The sequence below is a fragment of the Nocardia sp. NBC_01388 genome (assembly GCF_045040085.1).
GTDB lineage: Bacteria > Actinomycetota > Actinomycetes > Mycobacteriales > Mycobacteriaceae > Nocardia.
On sequence record NZ_CP109553.1, the window covers coordinates 3,888,118 to 3,907,340 of the forward strand.

The 19,223-nt window shown below is 66.8% G+C and carries 22 protein-coding genes and 1 pseudogene; 11 read left to right on the forward strand and 12 right to left on the reverse strand.

Going from position 1 to position 19,223, the window contains the following annotated elements:
• Positions 1 to 8 precede the first annotated feature (8 nt).
• The 3 genes from OG716_RS19260 to OG716_RS19270 all read right to left on the reverse strand — a co-directional run bounded on the left by OG716_RS19260 (position 9) and on the right by OG716_RS19270 (position 2,037).
• A complete protein-coding gene (locus OG716_RS19260; protein WP_405138906.1) occupies positions 9 to 317 on the reverse strand; it encodes a hypothetical protein in 309 nt (102 codons plus the stop codon).
• A gap of 255 nt (positions 318 to 572) precedes the next feature.
• Complete coding sequence (locus OG716_RS19265) at positions 573 to 1,520, reverse strand: acyl-ACP desaturase (RefSeq protein ID WP_405139765.1); 948 nt, start codon at positions 1,518 to 1,520, stop codon at positions 573 to 575.
• Positions 1,521 to 1,629: 109 nt separating this feature from the next.
• The gene (locus OG716_RS19270) at positions 1,630 to 2,037 is read right to left on the reverse strand and encodes an alpha/beta hydrolase (RefSeq protein ID WP_405138907.1); all 408 of its coding nucleotides are present in this window, start codon (positions 2,035 to 2,037) and stop codon (positions 1,630 to 1,632) included.
• A gap of 180 nt (positions 2,038 to 2,217) precedes the next feature.
• Here OG716_RS19270 and OG716_RS19275 point away from each other — a divergent pair, with 180 nt between their 5' ends.
• Positions 2,218 to 3,255 (forward strand): YbhN family protein, encoded by a 1,038-nt coding sequence (locus OG716_RS19275; RefSeq protein ID WP_355121212.1) that lies wholly within the window; start codon positions 2,218 to 2,220, stop codon positions 3,253 to 3,255.
• Positions 3,256 to 3,288: 33 nt separating this feature from the next.
• On the opposite strand, the gene OG716_RS19280 is transcribed toward OG716_RS19275, so the two are convergent.
• From OG716_RS19280 to OG716_RS19295, 4 genes are all read right to left on the reverse strand, one after another.
• Positions 3,289 to 3,558, reverse strand: a complete 270-nt coding sequence (locus tag OG716_RS19280) for a hypothetical protein (RefSeq protein ID WP_405138908.1) — start codon at positions 3,556 to 3,558, stop codon at positions 3,289 to 3,291.
• Positions 3,559 to 3,648: 90 nt separating this feature from the next.
• Positions 3,649 to 4,044, reverse strand: a complete 396-nt coding sequence (locus tag OG716_RS19285) for an AlkA N-terminal domain-containing protein (RefSeq protein ID WP_405138909.1) — start codon at positions 4,042 to 4,044, stop codon at positions 3,649 to 3,651.
• Entirely contained in the window at positions 3,959 to 4,330 is a 372-nt protein-coding gene (locus OG716_RS19290) for a hypothetical protein (protein WP_405138910.1), read from the reverse strand. The genes OG716_RS19285 and OG716_RS19290 overlap by 86 nt, the downstream gene beginning before the upstream one ends.
• Positions 4,331 to 4,382: 52 nt before the next feature.
• Complete coding sequence (locus tag OG716_RS19295) at positions 4,383 to 5,363, reverse strand: oxidoreductase (protein WP_405138911.1); 981 nt, start codon at positions 5,361 to 5,363, stop codon at positions 4,383 to 4,385.
• A 120-nt stretch (positions 5,364 to 5,483) separates the two neighbouring features.
• On the opposite strand from OG716_RS19295, the gene OG716_RS19300 reads away from it, so the two are divergent.
• Both OG716_RS19300 and OG716_RS19305 read left to right on the forward strand, forming a co-directional pair.
• On the forward strand, positions 5,484 to 5,927 hold the full coding sequence (locus tag OG716_RS19300; RefSeq protein WP_405138912.1) for a phage holin family protein: 444 nt from the start codon (positions 5,484 to 5,486) through the stop codon (positions 5,925 to 5,927).
• A gap of 36 nt (positions 5,928 to 5,963) precedes the next feature.
• Entirely contained in the window at positions 5,964 to 6,554 is a 591-nt protein-coding gene (locus OG716_RS19305) for an SRPBCC family protein (RefSeq protein ID WP_405138913.1), read from the forward strand.
• 49 nt (positions 6,555 to 6,603) lie between these two features.
• Here OG716_RS19305 and OG716_RS19310 read toward each other — a convergent pair whose 3' ends face one another.
• A complete protein-coding gene (locus OG716_RS19310; RefSeq protein WP_405138914.1) occupies positions 6,604 to 7,449 on the reverse strand; it encodes an SDR family NAD(P)-dependent oxidoreductase in 846 nt (281 codons plus the stop codon).
• Between the two features lie 104 nt (positions 7,450 to 7,553).
• Here OG716_RS19310 and OG716_RS19315 point away from each other — a divergent pair, with 104 nt between their 5' ends.
• Together OG716_RS19315 and OG716_RS19320 are read left to right on the forward strand one after the other, a co-directional pair.
• Positions 7,554 to 8,531, forward strand: a complete 978-nt coding sequence (locus tag OG716_RS19315) for an SDR family NAD(P)-dependent oxidoreductase (protein WP_405138915.1) — start codon at positions 7,554 to 7,556, stop codon at positions 8,529 to 8,531.
• Between the two features lie 5 nt (positions 8,532 to 8,536).
• On the forward strand, positions 8,537 to 8,659 hold the full coding sequence (locus OG716_RS19320) for a hypothetical protein (protein ID WP_355121232.1): 123 nt from the start codon (positions 8,537 to 8,539) through the stop codon (positions 8,657 to 8,659).
• Between the two features lie 76 nt (positions 8,660 to 8,735).
• Here OG716_RS19320 and OG716_RS19325 read toward each other — a convergent pair whose 3' ends face one another.
• Complete coding sequence (locus OG716_RS19325; protein ID WP_405138916.1) at positions 8,736 to 10,073, reverse strand: ABC1 kinase family protein; 1,338 nt, start codon at positions 10,071 to 10,073, stop codon at positions 8,736 to 8,738.
• 110 nt (positions 10,074 to 10,183) lie between these two features.
• A complete protein-coding gene (locus tag OG716_RS19330; protein ID WP_405138917.1) occupies positions 10,184 to 10,948 on the reverse strand; it encodes a winged helix-turn-helix domain-containing protein in 765 nt (254 codons plus the stop codon).
• A gap of 130 nt (positions 10,949 to 11,078) precedes the next feature.
• Between OG716_RS19330 and OG716_RS19335 the strand changes: the two genes are divergently transcribed.
• Positions 11,079 to 12,527: an ABC1 kinase family protein gene (locus OG716_RS19335; RefSeq protein ID WP_405138918.1), complete on the forward strand. Its 1,449-nt coding sequence runs from the start codon at positions 11,079 to 11,081 to the stop codon at positions 12,525 to 12,527.
• Here the strand turns inward: OG716_RS19335 and OG716_RS19340 are convergent.
• Positions 12,520 to 12,675 carry a hypothetical protein gene (locus OG716_RS19340; RefSeq protein WP_405138919.1) on the reverse strand — a complete coding sequence of 52 codons (156 nt, stop codon included), beginning with the start codon at positions 12,673 to 12,675 and terminating at the stop codon, positions 12,520 to 12,522. The genes OG716_RS19335 and OG716_RS19340 overlap by 8 nt on opposite strands.
• Positions 12,676 to 12,836: 161 nt before the next feature.
• Between OG716_RS19340 and OG716_RS19345 the strand changes: the two genes are divergently transcribed.
• On the forward strand, positions 12,837 to 14,003 hold the full coding sequence (locus OG716_RS19345; RefSeq protein WP_405138920.1) for a TDT family transporter: 1,167 nt from the start codon (positions 12,837 to 12,839) through the stop codon (positions 14,001 to 14,003).
• Positions 14,004 to 14,503: 500 nt separating this feature from the next.
• Here OG716_RS19345 and OG716_RS19350 read toward each other — a convergent pair whose 3' ends face one another.
• Positions 14,504 to 16,276 carry a DUF222 domain-containing protein gene (locus tag OG716_RS19350; protein ID WP_405138921.1) on the reverse strand — a complete coding sequence of 591 codons (1,773 nt, stop codon included), beginning with the start codon at positions 16,274 to 16,276 and terminating at the stop codon, positions 14,504 to 14,506.
• A gap of 539 nt (positions 16,277 to 16,815) precedes the next feature.
• Between OG716_RS19350 and OG716_RS19355 the strand changes: the two are divergent.
• The 4 genes and pseudogenes from OG716_RS19355 to OG716_RS19370 form a co-directional block, all read left to right on the forward strand.
• A pseudogene (locus OG716_RS19355) lies at positions 16,816 to 17,226 on the forward strand (peptide deformylase); the annotation flags it as partial.
• 61 nt (positions 17,227 to 17,287) lie between these two features.
• A complete protein-coding gene (locus OG716_RS19360; protein ID WP_355129738.1) occupies positions 17,288 to 17,809 on the forward strand; it encodes a GtrA family protein in 522 nt (173 codons plus the stop codon).
• Positions 17,810 to 17,900: 91 nt separating this feature from the next.
• On the forward strand, positions 17,901 to 18,470 hold the full coding sequence (locus tag OG716_RS19365; protein WP_405138922.1) for an RNA polymerase sigma factor: 570 nt from the start codon (positions 17,901 to 17,903) through the stop codon (positions 18,468 to 18,470).
• Positions 18,467 to 19,153, forward strand: coding sequence for a Rieske 2Fe-2S domain-containing protein (locus OG716_RS19370; protein ID WP_405138923.1), 687 nt, complete (start codon positions 18,467 to 18,469; stop codon positions 19,151 to 19,153). The genes OG716_RS19365 and OG716_RS19370 overlap by 4 nt, the downstream gene beginning before the upstream one ends.
• The last annotated feature ends 70 nt before the right edge of the window (positions 19,154 to 19,223 follow it).

A 19,223-nucleotide genomic window follows, 5' to 3' on the forward strand; every position in this document is an offset into this window, starting at 1 on the left:
CCGAGGACCTACGGCCTCCCCTGCAGATAACTGTCGAGCTGACCCGTGAACGCCGCATCGGACTCTGCATAACTGCGCGCCCCATGCTCGGACACCTCGACCAGCTCGACCAGTCGAGCGGCCATCCCCCCGAGCGCGGACCGCAACGGCTCCCCCACCCCTGCCGCCGCCGCGCCAATGGCCGAGTTCGGCATGGCCCGGCCGACCTTCGCGATCACACCCACCGGATCGATCCCCGCAATCGTCTCGGCCTCCATTCGCACCGCCGCCGCCATAGCCCGCAGCGCCTCCACATCGGCACGCAACATATCCCCCATGAGCCCCCCTTCTGTCGAGCTCAACCCTAATCCGATCGCGCCCCGCCCGATCGGCCCAAACCGAATCTGTGGATAGCCAACCCGCTATCCACAGCCGGATCAGCCGACCAGCTGCCAACCGGCGCCGTAGTACGCACGGAGCATGAGCGCCGACACGTCGGATCGTCGGGATCCGTCGTCGAGTGGGCTTCGGCAGTGGGCTCTCTCGGCGTGCTGCCACCGCCGGAGCCCACCCGTGCTCGTTGTAGCGGTGGGTCAGGCGGATTCGCGGTCGCGCCGGGCGGCTTCGCGGGCCAGCGAGCGGTCGCGTTGCTCCTCGAAGCGGATGACGTCCTTGGCGAGTTGATCCAGATGCGCGCCCAGGTCCTCGCGGATCTGTTCGCCGCGGGCGGTGAAGTCGGTGCGGTCGAACAGGTTCCATTGGCGCAGGACCGGCATGATCACCTCGTCGAGGTGCTGGCGCAGGTCGTAGATGCCGTGTTTGGCGAGGAGCACGCTATTGCGGCGGAAGTCTGGCATGCCCGCGCCGGGCATACGGAAATTCCGGATCACCTCGGCGATGGCTTCGATGGCGTCATCGGGGACCAGGTCCAGGGCCGCGCCGCAGATATTGCGGTAGAAGACCATATGCAGGTTTTCGTCGGCGGCAATGCGCGCCAGCATGCGGTCGGCGATCGGGTCTTCGCAGACGCGGCCCGTATTGCGGTGCGAGACGCGGGTGGCCAGTTCCTGGAAGGTCACGTAGGCGACGCCGTGCAGAACGGCGTTATCGCCGGTGCCGGTGGGATCGTCGACACCCTGCGAAACGCAGATCATCCGGGCGTGCTCCAGCGCGACCGGATCGACGCCGCGGGTGACCACCAGATAGTCGCGGATGGCAATGCCGTGCCGGTTCTCCTCGGCGGTCCAGCGATCCACCCAGGTGCCCCAGGCGCGGTCGCGGGAGAAGGACTCCGAGATCAGCCGGTGATAGGAGGGCAGATTGTCCTCGGTGAGCAGATTGGTGACCATGGCGGCGCGCGCGAGGGGGCTGAGCCTGGATTGCTCTGGGCCCCAATCGGTTCCGCCCATGGCCGCGAAATTGCGGCCCTCACCCCAGGGCACATAGTCGTGCGGATGCCAGGTTTTGGCGAGGGAGAGGTGCCGGTTCAGGTTTGCTTCCGCAACCGGCTCGAGCTCGGAGAGTAATTGCACCGGGGTCATGGATTTCGCCACAGGCGTGGTCCTCTGTCTGCACTTGACGGCCGAATCCGTTGTCCGCGAGCCTACCCGGATCGTGCCTCGGCCGCCCGGCCCTGGAACAAGACGACCGTTATGCAGCAACGCGCCGGCGCCGGACCCGATCCCGCAGCCGCGGCCACGGTGCGAGCCAGGCGGCCACCTCACCGTGCCCGATCCGCTGATCGAATCGGCCGATCTCCCGAATGGCCTCGCGGGCATCGGGGAGGATATCGGCGGCGGCATGGAAGACGTGGATTCCCTTGTCCCAGACTTGTACCCGGCATTCGACCCCGGCCGACGCGCAGCGCTCCGCCAGTTTGTCGGCATCGGCGCGCAGTACCTCGGTGGACCCGATCTGGATGAGCACCGGCGGCATACCGCCTGGTGGGCGCCGCGGTGGGCCAAGCGATTGCATGCGCGAATCGGACTCGCCGAATTCGACGATCACCCAGCGCCGGTGCGCCCGGCGACCGCAGACGTCCCGGTATGAGTCGTCCATTTTGGGAGGTTTCCTGCCACTGACTCCGGGCAATCGGGGACGGTCCACCCAATTCCTCCGGTCCGGCAGCACCCCTGTTGCGCTGGAAGGGTGGCCGACCGCGCCCCGGGCACGTTAACCTCGGGCATCACCTCTGCGATGCACAGTTCGATTCCCGCGTCCGCGAACCAAGGAGAGCAGATGGTCCCGGCCATTCCCGCATCAGCGAGAAAGGCGCTCCCCACAGTCGTTTTCTCGGTCGTGGTGATCGCCGCCGCGATCTGGCAGCACGCGACGGTCGCGGCGGGCATGCGTGCCCTGCTCGGCGCCGATCCGCGCTGGCTGGCGCTGGCGGCCCTGGCCACCCTCGGCCTCTGGCCCACCTCGGTGTGGATGCTGCGCGGATCCATTCCGGCACAGCCCTCCGCACGCCGGCTCTTCGCACTCCAACTCGCCGTGCCCGCGATCGGACTGGTACCGGCCGCCTCGCTGCTCATCCGGCTCCGATTTCTGCGCCGGGAAGGTCTCAGCCACAGTGCCGCGGTCGCCTCGATGACGCTGCTGGGCTTCGCCGCGCTGGTGGTGCGGATTCCGCTGGTGATCATCGCACTGCTGGCCACACCCAGTTTGGTGCGGCGGACCGGGTCCCAGTCGCCCTGGCACGATCTGGGCGCGCGGACCTCGGCGTGGTGGCATCACGCCACCGAAAGTCCCTGGCGCACAGGGGCGGTGGTGGCGGCGATACTCGTCGTCGTGGGCGCGCTGGCGGCATTCGGAGTGGTGACAGTCCGTCGCCGGGTGGCGGCCCGCGGTGGCTGGCGGGAGCTGGCGCACCGGGTCCGTTCCGGACGGACGGATGCGGAATTCGCGTGGAAGTCGGTGGCGGCCACCGCGCTCCGGCCCGGCCGCGCCGCACCGCTGTGGGTTGCCGCGCTGGTGCAGCCGTTGCTCATGGTGGTGGCACTCTGGGCGGTGCTGCATGCCGTCGGCGCCGATCTGAGCCTGGCCGATACCTTCGTGGTTCAGCTGGTCACGGTGGCGCTGGGCCCGCTGCTGCCCTCCCCCAGCGGGGTGGCGGCGAAGGAGATCACCCTCGCTGCCGGACTCACGGCCATTGCCGGACTGACCGGCGGAGTGGCGGTCGCGGTGGCCCTGGGGTTCCGGCTACTCACCTTCTGGTTCCAGATCCCGCTGGGATTGGCCTCTTTCGCCTACCTGAACCACCGCCGCGCCATCTGAAGGTGTCAGCGCCGCACTATCGGAGAGTGCAGCTCAGACCGGAGTGCAGGTGATGGTCGAGAACTTGGCGGTTCCACTCCACATGGTCTTCGCCTGGCCCTGCGCCTGGCGCACACCCTGGGTCGCCGTCACCGATACGGTCGGCAGCGGATCCCCGGCCCAAGTCTGCGCGGTGCAGCTGTAGTTGACCGCAATACCCGGGTGTGACGGCAGCGCCTGCGCGGGCGCGGTCCCGGCCAGAGCGAACACCGGCGCCACCGCCAGCACCGCCGCGGGCAAACCGATCAGAAACCTCACACTCACAATGTCTCCTCGCGCACTATCGGGGCAATCGAGCAATCAAGCAGCCAGATTCTCGCACGGTAGCCCCGCTGCCGCCGGTTGGTCGGGAGATCAGGTTCCCGAGTAGGCATCGGCGAGAGCGGCGGATGTGGGGAACAGGTGGGTCAGGCCGAATCGACCCAATCCCTCGATCGGGACGCCGTGCCGTTCGACGATTTCGGCGAGCACGCCGGGCGCGGCCGCCGCGCCGACCCTGTCCGTCACCATATTTCGGACACCGGCCTCGTGCGGATCCCACGCCTGGCCACCGAGCAGCCGTTGCACCCGGGCCACCACATGCAGCAGACCTTCGATTCGCGGCAGGTGCGCGAGCAGCAGCGGCTGACCCGAGGGGTCCACGCTGATTTCGATAACACCCGGATCACCGTCCAGCGACACCGTGCGCCGGTAATGCTCCGCGGTGCCGTGCTCGAGGCCGCGGACGGCGGTCCGGGCGAGCTCGCTCAACCGCCGATCCAGCGCGGGACCCGGAGTACAAGACGTGGAAACCGAACAGCACACCGAGCACGACCACCCATTGCAGACCCGTCACCAGCGGCACCGCATCGATCGGCAGCGTTTGGGCCAGCACGACCCGCACCACGGCGTCGAGGGCGAAACCCGCGCCCCACACCGCGGTGAGAACCCGGATGTGCCTGCGGAAGCCGGCCTCGGCGTGCCAGCGGTCCTCCCACTCCTGGGCGCCCGCCGCGCCGACCTTCGCGGTCACCACCGCCCGGGCCGCGACGAGCATGAACGGCCTGCTGTTTGCTCAGTCGAGCAAGAAATAGTTCAGCCGAGCAGCTTCAGTGGGGCCAGGGGTAGTTCACGTCCGTGAGGGATTCACTCAGGCGCCAGAGCGCTCGCGCTTGAGTTCGGCTGCACGCCAATGGGTTTCGGAACGCTCGCCGGGGATAGCCGAAGGTCTCGAAGGCCGGGCCGAGGTAGGAGTTGCCGGGGAGGCCCGGCATGGTGGCGGCATAGAGCTGGGGCAGCGCACCCATGCGATCGGATTGCGCGAGACCGACGAGGGCCCGCTGCTGCAGGGCGGCCAGGCGGCCGCCCACCCCCTTCTCGGCTTCGGAATCGTAGAGGTTGGTGGCGGAGAGGCCGGGGTGCGCGGATACCGCGATCAGGGCGGCACCGTGTTCGCGCGCACGGCGATTCAGCTCCGCGGTGAAGAGCAGGTTCGCGAGTTTGGACTGACTGTAGGCGAGCCAGCGAACGTAGAGCACTCGCCAGTTCGGATCGGGCCAGTTGATGACGCCGCCCCACGCCGCGATCGAGGAGACAGTCACAACCCGCGGGTCGGGTGCACGCAGTAGAGCGGGCAGCAATAGACCGGTGAACGCGTAGTGACCCAGATGGTTGGTGCCGAATTGCGCGTCGAACCCCTCGGCGGTCCGCACATTCCGCGGCAGCGCCATCACACCCGCATTGTTGACCAGCACGTCGATGGCATTGCCGCGCACGTCGAGATGGTCGGCGGCGCGGCGGACGGAGGTCAGGTCGGCCAGATCCAGCGGCAGCACTTCGGGTTTGGGGCCGGTCGCGGCGGCGGCCACCGATTCCAGCGCCGCGGCGGCCCTGAGTTCATTACGGCAGGCCATGAGCACGTGAGCGCCCTTGGCGGCCAAGGCTTCCGCGGTGCGCAGACCCAGACCGCTGTTCGCGCCGGTGACCACCGCGGTCTTACCGGTCTGGTCGGGGATGTCGTCGATGGTCCAGCGCCGTGCGATGAGCGGAAGGCTCGCCGTAGTCGTCCCGGCCGAGAACACATTGGCCATGCGATGTCACACTCCTCGGAAGAAATCTGCCGTCTGAGACAATCTACGCGACCATGTTAGGATGCGACAGTTCCGGCGGCAGGCGGTCGCCGATGATCACATCCACCGAGGGGGCCGCGGATGGCTACCGATCACTCCGGCTACAGCACGGCGCTCAAACCGCAACCGAGCCCGATCGAGCAGATTGTCCGAATTTTACCGGCCGAGCTGGCTGCCTGGCTCGGTCCGAAGCTCTACCGGGCCGGGAAATTTCTGGCCGCCGAAGTGGCCCGCGGCGTAATCGCGCTTGCCGCACTGGGTTTCGCGCTCGTCGCGGCAGCCTACGGGACCATCTACTTCTTCCGCTTCCTGACCGAGCTGTTCACACAGTGGATGCCGAACTGGGCAGCCCTGCTGACCACCTCGGCACTCATACTGATTCCCGCCGGCATCGCCGCGCTGGTCGGAATCTGGCAGATTCACCGCATGCGCACCGTCCGCGCCACAGCCTCGGCGGCCGCCACCGTGGGCAGCGCCGCCCGGATCTTCGCGCGCCGGAATCCCCACGGCACCAGTCGGTTCTGACGCCCATTCGCCGTTCGTCGAGAAGGAAACAACGTCATGGTCACAGTCATCATCGTCGTGGCGGTCATCGTCGTCCTCGGCGCGATCGCAGGCGGCATCACCGCACTGCTCATGCGCTTGTGGACCAAAGATGTGCTGGCGGACAACGGATTCGAGGTGCGGCCGGTCAGCTCGGCGGAGGCCGGCGAATTCATCGAACGCGCCGCCTTCACCGTCACCGCCGGTCGCGACTTCCCGTTCCCGCCGCACAAGGTGTGGGACGCCTTGCAGCTCAACGGGACCTTCTCCTGGATCCCGCTGATCAATGGCATTCGCTATCGCGATGATTACCGCCGCGAGGGCGCGCTGCGCACCTTCGACGGACTGCTGTTCGCCGTGCAGGAGCGGGTGATCATCATGGCGCCGAACCAGCAGCTCACCGTCTCCGGCACCAAGATCTCGATTCCGATCCTGATCAAGGCATTCGCCGAGGATTACCGGCTCACCGAGACCGCGGACGGCACCCGCCTGACCTGGACCATCGCATTCCAGCCTCGTATCGGGTCGTTCCTGCCGCTGCGCTGGGCCGCACCGTTCATCCGGCCCTTCGCCCGCCTCGGCATCAAGGGTCTGGCCTCTCGCATCTGAGTGGCCGCGGCCGTGCGGATCCCGGCGCCCGCCGGGATCCCGCGCCGGGCTACCGGCGGTCCGGACCCTCCAGCTTCCGCGCCAGATAGTCGTCGATCCTGGTCAGCACCGACGGCCGGAGCACGCGTGTGCGCAATCCGGTCAGCCTGTCCGGCCGCAGAACTCGTGCGGCCAGGCGCGCGCCGCCGGGCGAGACGCGCGTTGCCAGGTACAGCGCTCGCGCCTCGATCGGCGTCGGCACCACGGCGGGATTGCGGGCCGCCACCCGGACGATGGTGCGCGCAATGTTCTCCGGGTCGGTGTCACCGTCCTCGTAAATTCCGGTGTGCACCAGGGCCGGACAGACCGCCGTCACACCCACACCGGTGCCGGCGAACTCCAAGCGCAATCCCTCGGTGAGCATTTGCGCGGCCGCCCGGCTCGCGCAGTACGCGGTGCTCAGTGGAATCGGCGTGAAGGCCGCCACCGAGGTCACATTGATAATGCGCCCGCCGCGCCCGGATTCGACCATCTGCCGTCCGAAGTGGGTGCAGCCGTAAATCAATCCCCACACATTGACGCCGAGTAGCCGCTCCCAATCCTCCAGCGTGTGCTCCAGAAACGGACCGGCCGTGACATATCCGGCATTATTGACCAATACCCTCGGCGTCCCGAATTCGGTGTGAATGTCCTCGGCGAATGATTCCATAGCCACTCCATCGGCGACGTCCACCGCATAAGGTGTGGCGAAACCGCCGAATGCTTCGATGGATTCCACCGTGTGCACGGCCCGCGCCTTATCCAGATCGGCGGCGATGACGATGGCCTTCTTACGCGCGAAGCGTTGCGCCACCGCGCGGCCGATACCGCCACCGGCACCGGTGATGACGACAACCTCGTTCTCGAAGCCTGCCATGTGAGGTCCCCTGATTCCGCGGCTGCGGCGCTGCGTTCTCATACTTCCACCTACTGTCCCAGACAGTGTACACTCCAACTCTCCAGCGGAGGAGTAGACCACAGATGAAACCGTTCCACCCGCACCTCGCCGTGGTGACCGGGGCGGGCAGTGGCATCGGCCGCGGCACCGCCAAGGCCCTCGCGGCTCGCGGGGCCGAGGTCATTGTCGCGGACATCAACTTCGCGACCGCTGAAGATACTGCGGCACTGATCCGTTCGGCGGGCGGTTCGGCCTTTCCCTATGCCCTCGATGTGGCCGATCCGCTCTCGCTCGAAGCGCTGGCGGACCATGTGAAGACCGCGCACGGTGTGCCCGATGTGGTGGTCAATAATGCCGGAATCGTGGTCGGCGGGCCATTTTTCGATATCCGGCCCGCTGATCTGCAGCGCATTGTCGATGTCAATCTGACCGCGATCGTGCACGGGTGCCGGCTGTTCGGCGCACAGATGGCCGAGCGCGGCACCGGCGGGCAACTGGTGAACATCTCTTCCGTCGCGGCCTTCGCGCCCATGCGGATGGGGACGCCCTACGGCTTCACCGCGGCCGGGGTGAAGCATCTCAGCGAAACGCTGCGGGTCGAAATGGCGCCGCTCGGAATCGGTGTCACCGTGGTGTGCCCCGGCCTGATCGCCACCAATCTGGCCGCGACCGCCACGCTGGCCACCCTCAGCACCGAGCAGGTCGCCATCACCCGGCAGATCGTGGTGAAGGGGATGACGCTGCTGGGCATGCATCCGGACAAGGCCGGCCGCAAGATCGTCGAGGCGGCCGCCACCGATCGGGCCATGCTGCCCCTGCGCGCGGAATCGCGGCTGATCTACTACTTCACCCGCGCCTTCCCCAATTTCACCCGCGCGCTCATGCGAGTGGGCAGCGGGCCCGAGGTGGAGCGGGCGGTGCGCTTCGTCATCGATCACCCCGGCTTCGTCGGGGTGGCCCGGGAGGCCGCCGAGCTCATGCCGCAGCGCCCCGGACTGCAAACCTATTGGGAACCACCGGAATACGATGACCCGCCACCACCCATACCGATCAGGAGATGAACCCGATGGCCGATCGACCGACTCCCCCAGCCGAGCCGCCCACTCCCCGGAACCTGGTGATTCTGACGGCGCTCGCCCTCACCGTGATCGCGGCGCTGATCGCGGCTGCCGCGCTCGTCGGGGGCTGAACAACCGCCTCGCCGGGGCTGAACAGCCATGGCAGCCTGGCGCAGCGGGGTGCGCCAGGCCGAAATCGTCTGTCGTTCAGGCGGCTTCGCCCTCCTGCAGGTAGCCCGGCAGCCAGCGCTCCACCAATCCGAGGTAGGCCCCCTCGGCATCCAGCTGCGCGCAGACCGCGATGACACCGCCGAGTACGCGGCCGAGCATGACCAGATCGGGGAGCTCCGGCGGCGTGCGCACCGCGAAAGTGTTGTTCACCGACATGTTCCGCATCTCCATGGCGCGCGACATATGACCCTGCAACAGGTCCCGCGTGATGCGCAGCCGATCTCCCTGCAATTCAGCGACGATCGGCGCCACCACGCGCTTGATCGGCTCCAGGTCGATGTGATGGCCGGGGCGCACGAAACCGTTCGCGTGCAGGGCGGCCATCAGCGCGTCGTAATCCTCGGCGACCGCGAGCCGGGCCAGCTCCCCCACCGCCGGCGGCAGACCGTCGGGCAGGGCGATGGTGGCGCCGAAATCGATAATGCCCAGCCTGCCGTCGTCGAGCAGCTGATAGTTGCCCGGATGCGGATCGCAGTGCAGGGCGCCGACCCGCTTGGGTGAGCTCAGGCCGAATTCGACCAGCAGCTCTCCGGCCCGATTCCGCTGCTGCGCAGTGCCTTCGGCAATGATCTTCGACAACGGGGTGGCCGCCATCCACTCGGTGACCATGACCTTGGGCGCGCTCGCGATCACCCGGGGTACGAAGAAGTTCGGGTCACCGGCATAGGCGGCGGCGAAGTGCCGCTGATGATCGGCCTCGAGCCGGTAGTCGAGCTCATCCTCGGTGCGCGCGACGAATTCGTCGATCAGCGCGCGGACGTCCACGCCGGGCATGAAGACCCCGAAGGTGCCCGAAAGCATCTGCAGCAGTTTGAGATCCGACATGAGTGCGATATCCGCGCCCGGGTACTGGATCTTCACCGCGACGGTGCGGCCGTCCTTCCAGACCGCCCGGTGCACCTGGCCGATGCTCGCCGCCGCCACCGGCTCGTCCTCGAAGGTGGTGAAGCGCTCGCGCCAGCGGGTGCCGAGCTGTTCATCGAGCACGCGGTGCGCCTGCGCCGTCGGCATGGGCGGCGCTTGATTCTGCAAGCGCGACAGGGCATCTCGATAGCGATCGGCGAAGCGGGAGGGCACCGCGGCCTCGGCGACACTGAGCGCCTGCCCGAGTTTCATGGCGCCGCCCTTGAGTTCGCCGAGCACCCGGAAGACCTCATCGGCGGCCTTGTCGATCAGCGCGTCGTCGATGGTGCCGCGATCGGCGCCGGTCATGATGGCTTTGCCGGTGGCGGTCATGCGCCGGGCCATAATGCCCATCGGCAGTGCCGCGATCTTCGCCGACCGGGTCAGACCGGTTCGTCTCTTGCCCGCCATGGTTCCTCGATTCGTATCGCCATTACTCGCCGCGGCGAGGGTGACAGAGCATGTCCCCGGGGACACGAATCGAAGACTAGAGTGTCTCAGACGGTTGGTCAAATGGCTTGTCACGCAGAAATTCCGGCAACCTCCGCGCCGGCGCCGACCAATTCCTCGAAGTGCGCGACCACCTTCTCGTGGTAGAGCGCGAACAGGTCCTCGAACAGCGACAACTGCGGTTCGGACGGGCCCGAATCGGACTCCCAGACCGCCAGCAGCGAGCGCCACAGCAGCACATGCAGATCCGGCGAGGCCGCGAAATACGCCCGCACCGCCGCCGGCACCTCGAACAGCATTTCGCCGACCGAGTTCAGGACCGCGCGCTGCACGCTGTGCCCGAGGTCGGTGAGAATGGTGCGCACCAGACCGATTTCGATGGTGAGCATGGCGGCATGATCGGGATTCTCGCCGCGGGCCAGGGACTCCAGCTCATCGATGGCGCCGTACAGCGCCACCGGGTCGACGCCGCCGTCACCCTCGGTGTAGTCCAGCAGCGCCTCGAGCACGATGACCCGTTCGGCGGCAACGATATTGCGGAACATATCGGCGGCCAGCTCGGGTGCGTGCATGGAAAGCCGGAACAACCGGCGGTAGACGTCCAGCCCGCCGGCACGGCGCACATCCCGCACCGTGAAGCCGCGGCCGCGGTGCGCGTCCACGAATCCGTAAGACTCCAGGCGGCCGAGCACCAGTTGTGCAGTTGCCCGATTCATCCCGAATTCTTCGGCGACCTGGCGAACGGACGGCATCAGATCACCGGGCGCGTATTCCCCGGTCGCGACGCGGCGAGCCAGCTCGTCGGCGACATCCGCGACGACCGTCTGGGCACCCATCCTGTCACCTTTCGACAACTTTCGGATACGTCCCAGACAGTTTAGGCTCTCATATGCCAAACTGCACGTGCGCACACCGCGGCGGGCTGCACGGAAACCGCCGCGCGCCGCGTACACAATGAGGTGAGCAATGACCAAGCGGCGAACCAGCAGTCGTTCAAGGGGTACCGGTGGCACGCCGCCGGTTCGGACCGCGGTTCGCAATGCCAAAATCGCCGCCCTGCCCATTGCGTTCGCCGGGCGGCGGGCGGCGGGTGTCGCGCAGCGGGCGCGGGGCAGATCTTCCGCCGAGGTCAGCCAGGACATCCAAATGCGCACGGCGCAGCACATTTTCGAGGTGCTCGGCGAACTCAAGGGTTGCGCCGCCAAACTGGGACAGCTGCTCGCGCTGTACGAACTCGCGCTGCCGCCGGATCTGGCCGAGCCGTATCGGAAGGCCTTGGCGCAACTGCAGGATTCGGCGCCGACCATGCTGCCGTCCCGGGTGCACGAGGCCATGGCCGCGGAGCTGGGCGAGAGCTGGCGCTGGAACTTCCGGGAGTTCGACGATCGGCGGGCAGCGGGAGCCTCCATCGGCCAGGTGCATCGAGCGGTGTGGCGCGACGGGCGGCAGGCGGCGGTGAAGGTCATGTACCCGGGCGCGCACGAGGCCGTGCTCAATGATCTCGAACAGTTGCGGCGACTGTCGGTGCTGGCCACCGTTCTTGTGCCCGGCGCCGATGTGCCGGCGGTGACCGAGGCCATCTGCACCTCCGTGGCCGAGGAGCTCGACTATGCCGCCGAGGCTGAACACCAGCGTGTCTTCGCCGATGCCTATGCCGACGATCCAGATTTCGTGGTGCCCAGGGTCATTACCCAGCGCGGCAATGTGATCGTGAGCGAATGGCTGCACGGCACACCGGTCTCGCGCATTATCGAATCCGGGGCGCCGGAGGAGCGCAGTCGCGTCGGGATGCTCATTCTGCGATTCCTGCTGTCGTCCTGGACGCGCACCGGATTGCTGTACTGCGATCCGCATCCCGGTAATTTCCGGGTGCTGCCGGACGGTCGGCTCGGGGTTGTCGACTTCGGCGCGTGTGTCGTCTGGCCGGCGGTCGGATTCGAGGATCTGGTCAGTGAGGTCATGGACGCCGCGCTCAATGGCACCATGGCCGATCTCGATACCGCGCTGCGGCGGCACGGGTTCGTCGAGGCCGATCGCGCCTACGATGTGGCGACCATCGCCGAGGGGATCGCGGTGACCACCGAACCCTTCACACAGCACGATTTCCGATTCAGCACCGAATGGTTGCGGCATCGGGTACGGCACGTCATGGATCTGCGGCTGACGAATGCGCATCGGCAGATGAGCATTCCGGCCTACGTCACGCCCTTCGCCCGCGCGCTGCTCACCGCTGTCGGTGTGGTGTGCCAGCTGGATACCGAAGGGCCGGTGCGCGGTGAATTCGCGCGCTGGTCGCCGGAATTGGCCGCGGTGTTCGAGCGGTTCGACACTCGCAGTGCCCAGCCGACGGATCTCGGCCTGGCGCGGCAGGTGCGGACCACGCCCGTCCCCCGGCGGTTCTCGGTCGTCAGCTGAAGCGGTGCCGGACAAGGAAGTCGCTCACCAACTCATCGATGCGGTCGAGAAGTTCGAGTGCGAGCAGACCGGCATTGTCCGGACGCTCGGACACCACACTGCGCCCGCAGTACCGCGCCGAGAATGCCTGTGGCCGCCACGAGGACACGAAACTTCATAAGCTGCGGTTTCGGAATATTCACCGAGACATTGGCGACCGCAGCGCTGAAAGGGGTATAGAGCGAGTTTCGGGTGGACATAGAACAGTTCTATGCATCCATCGAGCTGTGGCCGGTACCGGGGAATCCTTGCCGGGCCGATGCTGGATACATGACCACAGTGACCTTCCGCCGCAGCACCGATACCGTCTCCTCGGTTGCCGCCGCGCGTACGCCTGTGCAGTCGCGCAATGCTGTCCGCCCCTCCCCTGCACCCGGCGATGCCCTGCGTTCGCTGGGACCCAACTGGTTCGCCGTGGTGATGGGCACCGGCATTGTCGCCAACTCCGCCGCCACCCTCCCGCTGCAGTTCCCCGGCCTGCGGGCCGCTGCCACCGTGGTGTGGGCATTGGCCGCGCTGCTGCTGGTTGTGCTGTCCGTCGCATGGGTGGCGCACTGGCGGCGGTACCCCGAGATCGCTCGCTCGCACGGGGCGCATCCGGTGATGATGCAGTTCTACGGGGCTCCTCCCATGGCGCTGCTGACCGTCGGCGCGGGCACCCTTGTGCTCGGCAGTGATGTGATCGGAATGCCGGCCGCCGTGGCCATCGACTGGGTGCTGTGGTCGGTGGGCACGGCGCTCGGGCTGCTTGCCGCGTGCGCCATTCCCTTCCGGATGATGACCCGCCACAATTTCGACGCCGATGCAGCCTTCGGTGGCTGGCTCATGCCCGTGGTGCCTCCCATGGTCTCGGCCGCCACCGGTGCCCTGCTCATCCCTCACATCCCCGCCGGCCAGCCCCGAATGACCATGCTGTTCCTCTGTCTGGCCATGTTCGGACTGAGCCTCATTGCCGCCATCGCCACCATCACCGTGATCTGGTCGCGGCTGCTGCACCACGGTCTCCCCGCCGCGGGCATGGTCGCCACTGTCTGGCTGGTTCTCGGCCCCCTCGGCCAATCCGTCACCGCCGCAGGCCAACTCGCGAACGTGGCCCCCACCGCACTTCCCGACCGCGAATCGGCAGGCCTCGACGTCTTCGCCCTCATCTTCGGCGTCCCCACCTGGGGCTTCGCCCTCCTCTGGCTCTCCCTCGCCATCGCCGTCACCTACCACACCCGAAAGACCATGCCCTTCAACATGACCTGGTGGGGCTTCACCTTCCCCCTGGGCACCTGCGTAACCGGCAGCACCGTCCTCTACACCCACACCGGCGCCAATATCTTCGCCATCACCGCAGTAGCCCTCTTCACCCTCCTCCTCACCGCCTGGGCCCTCGTAGCCCTCCACACCCTCCGCGGCATCTACCACGGCACCCTCTTCCACCCCGCCCCCTGACCCCCGGAATGCCGAAGGCCTCAACGGTTCTAATCCGCTGAGGCCTTCCGCGGTCCTTCCGGATCATTCGGAGGGAATGGTCGGTCTCGGCGGAGGATCGAGGATTGGGAATCCGAAAAGCCAAGTCGGGCAGCAGGTGTGATGCCCTTCGGGTGGATTCGAGGCCGAGATGAGGCCGGTGCACCTGGGTTGCGTGCGCCGAGGGGGCGGTGTTGGGTCCCCGGGGTGCGGGCAGGGCCCGGGATGGCCGTGCTGGTGGCGTCGGGTGGGGTACCCGACCTTGGCTCCAACCTTGGCTCCCCGGCAGGGGAGGAACCTGCGGTACCAGCAGGGTCGACCGGCTGTGGTCCGGTTTCAGAGACGAAACCCGAAAAGACAAAACCCGAAAGACCAAGAACCCGAAGACCGAGAACCCGAAACGCCTGCCCGCACAACGACCTGTAGCACCGGCGGGCAGGAGCCCCGGCGGTGGAACAGGTGTTTGGCGGGTGGGTGGCGGCCTATTGCCGGTTGTGCTGCCATTCTCGTTCGTTGCGGGCCCGGATCCGCGCCAGCGCAGCAGCTTTCAGCTCCAACGGATGGTGCAGGTGGTTGACGTGTGGTTCCCCGGTCGGGTTGATGTGCGGGGGCCCGATCCATCCGGTCCGCCCCGCGAACTCCGAATCCGGTCCCATCACAACCGTTTTCCACCCTCCGGGCCCGTCGTGCACCTGGGCATGGCAGTGATCGCATGCGAGGGTGAGGTTGTCGATATCGGTGGGCCCACCCTGGGCCCATTCGGTGATGTGGTGCACCGCGCACATCGTCGCCGGGGCGTCACACCCGGGCCGGGTGCAGCCTTTTTCGGAGGCGATGAGCGCCAGTCGTTGAGCGGGGCTGGCCAGCCGGGGAACCGGGTCGGCACCGAAGGTTCGCGGACCGAACACCAAACACGCGGGCCGAGTGCCTGCACCGAGGCCCGCCGACCCAGACTTACGCTCGGTGCACCGCTCGGTACCCGAGGAGTGGGAGTCGTGGTCGAGGGTGGTCGAGCAGGACTCACACGCGGTGCCGAACAAGCACAGGTCGTGGCCGGAACCGCCGGCCCGCGAAACACGCTCGGGGCTCGCGCAACGAGCACCGGGATCGGGGCTCCCCGAACGGGACTCACCCGCGATGCCGCTCTCGATACCCGAGGAACTGCGGGTGTGCTCCAGATCCGCCGACCGCTCACCCCGACCCAGATACAGGGGCAACCCCACCGGATTCAACACCGCCAGATACTTGTTCGACTTCACCGCCAACTCCAAGGCTTCCGGGATCGACACGATCCCACCCGAGGCGGTCGTGGCCACACCGGCTTCGGCTTCCAGATCGGACACGCTCATCGTCACGATCACCGACACCGGCAACCCCCGATGCTTACCCAGCTTGGCCGGGCCACCGAACTCCGGACGCAAAAACGCCAGCAACGCATCATGATTACGCTGCGCCGGAGAACGCGTATCACGCTCGACACACGCCGCCAACTCCTGTGCGCTGAGCTTGTGGTCCGACACCCACGGACTCTGCGGGTCCTTCGGGTTGCACATACCGGGGCGGGCGAGCTTGGCGAACATCGGCTCGAGGACCGACCGCAGCTTGCGGTTGATCTCCCCGTTCCACGGCGACATCCCATCAGCACGCTCGGCCCCGAGGGTCAGCCCGCGCATCCGGTCCCGATCCGCCTCCGAACTCAACGAACCATCCGGATCCAAACCCGCGAGCAGCACTTCCCCCATGACGGGCAACCCTTCCGGGTAACCGGTGGGCGCGAACTCGGTCAACTGCAACTCCGTGGCCTCACGCACATCGGCGTCGAGGCTGCCGGGCAAACGGTTCATCACCGTCATGATCCGACGCACATGATCCACACCGATCACCCCCTCACGATGCGCGGCAGCCACATGCGCAAGGGTCGGTTCGAGTTCCACACCCGAGACGATGCGCGGACCGGTCTCCACCGCGATACCCACCCGGGACGCAGCATCAGCGCGGGAGATACCCAAGGTTTGACGCAGGAACACCTTCGCAGACGCAACACCACCACGCTGAGCCAACCCACGGCTGGTGGTCTCCACAACGAAACGGGTCTGCACGGCTTCGAGTTTGCGTTTACACGTTTCCACTTCCCGCATCACCGCGATGAATTCATCATCCTGCAACGGAACCAGGCAAGCGTTCAGGAGGTGATCGACCGCCACCGACAGTGCACGGGCACTGCCGGTATTCGCGGATTCTCCCCCTGAATTCATACCCCTATCCTACCGCCGCACCATAGGCCAGGAAAGGCGAATCATGTTGTGATATAAGAATATTCAGACCGACGGACCGACCAGCCTCTTTCGCACCTCTTGCTCTTTTCCGTCTTGTTCTTTTGCCGTTTTCTCTCCTTCTCGTCCAGGCATCTTTTATCTCTTGTACCTCGCTCTCTTGTTTCTCTAGAACGGGACCACAGCAGCCTTCCCACTGGAAGCCCGGCTGCCAGGGCAGCAGCGACGTCTACTCCGATGAAGAAACGCGCTCGGCGGTCAGTTCCAAGGTTTCTATGTCCGCGAGAACCTTTTGGTGCCAGACGATCTCGGATTGCAGGCGCATTCGGGCGTGGTCGACTATGAGGTCTTCGGCGCGAGTTTGGTTGGGGGACTGACGGTCCGGGTGGTGTTTGATTCTGGAGACTCTTGCTTGGAGGGCGGCCACACGGTCTTCGAAGTAGCCGCGGAGGAGGGTGCGGTCGAGGTCGGCGCTGACTACGAGGGCGAGATCTACCGGGTCGGGGCGGATGTCGACTCCGGCGAACCAGGTGGGCGATCCGCGGGCGGTATTCGTGTACGACCTGATCGACTCCGGAGTCCGGCACCGCGGGCATGTCATCAATCCGGTGCTCGAGACCTCGGAGATTCCGGAGATGATGCCCGACCCGGAAGACGATCTCGAAGGGTGTCTGTCGGTTCCCGGTGAGTGGTTTCCCACCGGACGGGCGGAGTGAGCGCGGGTCACCGGGGTCGATGTTGCCGGGCAGCCTGTTGCCGTGGTGGCCCGCGGCTATCTCGCGTGCTGCTTTCAGCATGAGATCGACCACCTCACCGGACACCTCTACCTGCAACGACTCATCGGCCGGAACAGGCGGGCCGCCCGGAAGATGGTGAAGAATCGGGGGTGGACGGAGCCCGGGAACAGCTGGGTGCCTGGGCGGGCGTCCTGAGACCCCCGCTTCTGGCGGGTGGTTGGCGTTGTGCGGGCTCGGCTAGCCTGACTCGGTGTTCATGGTCGAATTTGTTGCCGCGCGGCTCCCGAGACGAATGCTGTCGGTGTTTGTGCGGAACGCGGAGTTGCTGAAGTTTCTCACCGTCGGCGGCATCGCGTTCGTCACCACGACGGCGCTCTTCTTCGGCTTGAAGTGGACGATTCTGCACGAGAAGCCGATTACCGCGAATATCGTCGCGACTGTCATCGCGACCGTGGTGTCGTATGTGCTGAACCGGGAGTGGGCCTTCACCGCGCGGGGCGGGCGGCAGCGCAGGCATGAGGCGACGCTGTTCTTCGTGGTCGCCGGTCTGGGCGCGGGGATCACGGTGCTGCCGCTGTGGGTGTCGCGGTATGTGTTCCTGCTCTGCACGCCACATGTGTCGCTGCTGGTGGAGAATATCGCCGATTTCATCAGCGCCACGGTGCTCGGCACCCTGCTCGCGACGGCATTCCGCTGGTGGGCCATGCGCAAGTTCGTCTTCCCGGAGACGGTTGCCGCCGAGCTGGAGCAGGCCGCTCCGGTCGAGGCGCACGAATGAGGATCCCGAAAACGGGCGCGGTGTAACCCCGCTCGCTATCTACTGAAAGACGTGAAGACACGTCGTTGGTGGATTCGGGGAGCGTCGATTCATGGTGCGTCGGACAGGGTCCGATCGCTCGCGGGCGGACGAAGGCGTGAGCTCCGGCCGGGAGCTGCGGCTGGTGTCCGGTGACGGGTACTCCGGGTGGGAAGCGCTCTATCGAGACAATGTCACCTGGGTGTATGCGCTGATGTTCGGCAAGGTCGGCAACCGGCCCGATGCCGAGGATCTGACGGCCGAGGTGTTCACGGTGGCGCTCAAGCCACTGCGGATCTCGGCTTCCGTGCCGGAGGTGCGGGCCTACCTGCGAGCGACCGCGCGGACGGTGCTCGCGGGCTACTGGCGTACCCGCATGGGGCGTGAGATCACCACGATCGATGACGATTTCGCGGACGATCCGCCCGACGGCGTATCGGACGGACGCGCCGAGCTGCGGGCGCGCGCAGTGCTCGAGCAGCTGTCCGGGAATTATCGGCGAATACTGGAACTGCGATTCCTGCAGGGCCTGTCTGTCAAGGATTCGGCGCAGGACCTGGGTGTCAGCGTCGCCAATGCGAAGGTGTTGCAGCACAGGGCGTTGCAGATGGCGGCGCGGCTGAACGAGGGAGGTGCGCGGTGAGCGAGCGGGAAGTGCGGCATTACGTCGAGGAGCTCCTGGCCGGGCGCCGACCGCGCGCGTTCCGGCCCGATGAGAACGATGCCGAGGAGATGCGCACCGCCATCGGGCTGCAGTCCGCCCGGCTCGGCAGCACCGCGCCCAGCCCGGACTTCCTGTCCGGACTGCAGCAGCGGCTCGCGGCCGAAATGGCTGAGCCGCAAGAAGAGTCGCCTCCGCACCGCGGGACCACCCGCCGGCGGCAGGTGCTCATCGGCACCGCCACCGCCGCGGCGGCCGCCACCGCCGGAGTGGTCGTCGATCGCATGATCACCCATGAGGCGGAGCCGAATACGCCTGCCGCACAGTCGACCTTGACGCCCACCAACGGCTCGTGGCGGCCCATCGCGGCCAGCGCCGACCTGCCCGAGGGCGGCACGGTCTCGTTCGATGTCGGCACCCTCAACGGATTCGTGCGGCGCGCCAACGGAATTCCGGTGGCGGTCTCGGGGATCTGCACCCATCAGGGCTGCAAACTGTGGCTGGACGCTCCGGCCGATCGGCTGCGCTGCCCCTGCCATTCGACCTCCTTCTCCATCAGCGGGGCCGTGCTGTCCCATCAGCTGCCCATCTCCCCCGCACCGCTCCCGCACCTGCAGGTGCGGGAAAACAACGGCGCCATCGAGGTTTTCGCGCCGACCGTGTAACCCGGGTCGCTATCTCCATGTGACCGGTCCCGCAGCAGCGGACGGACACATCCCGGATGGAGGCCCGGAC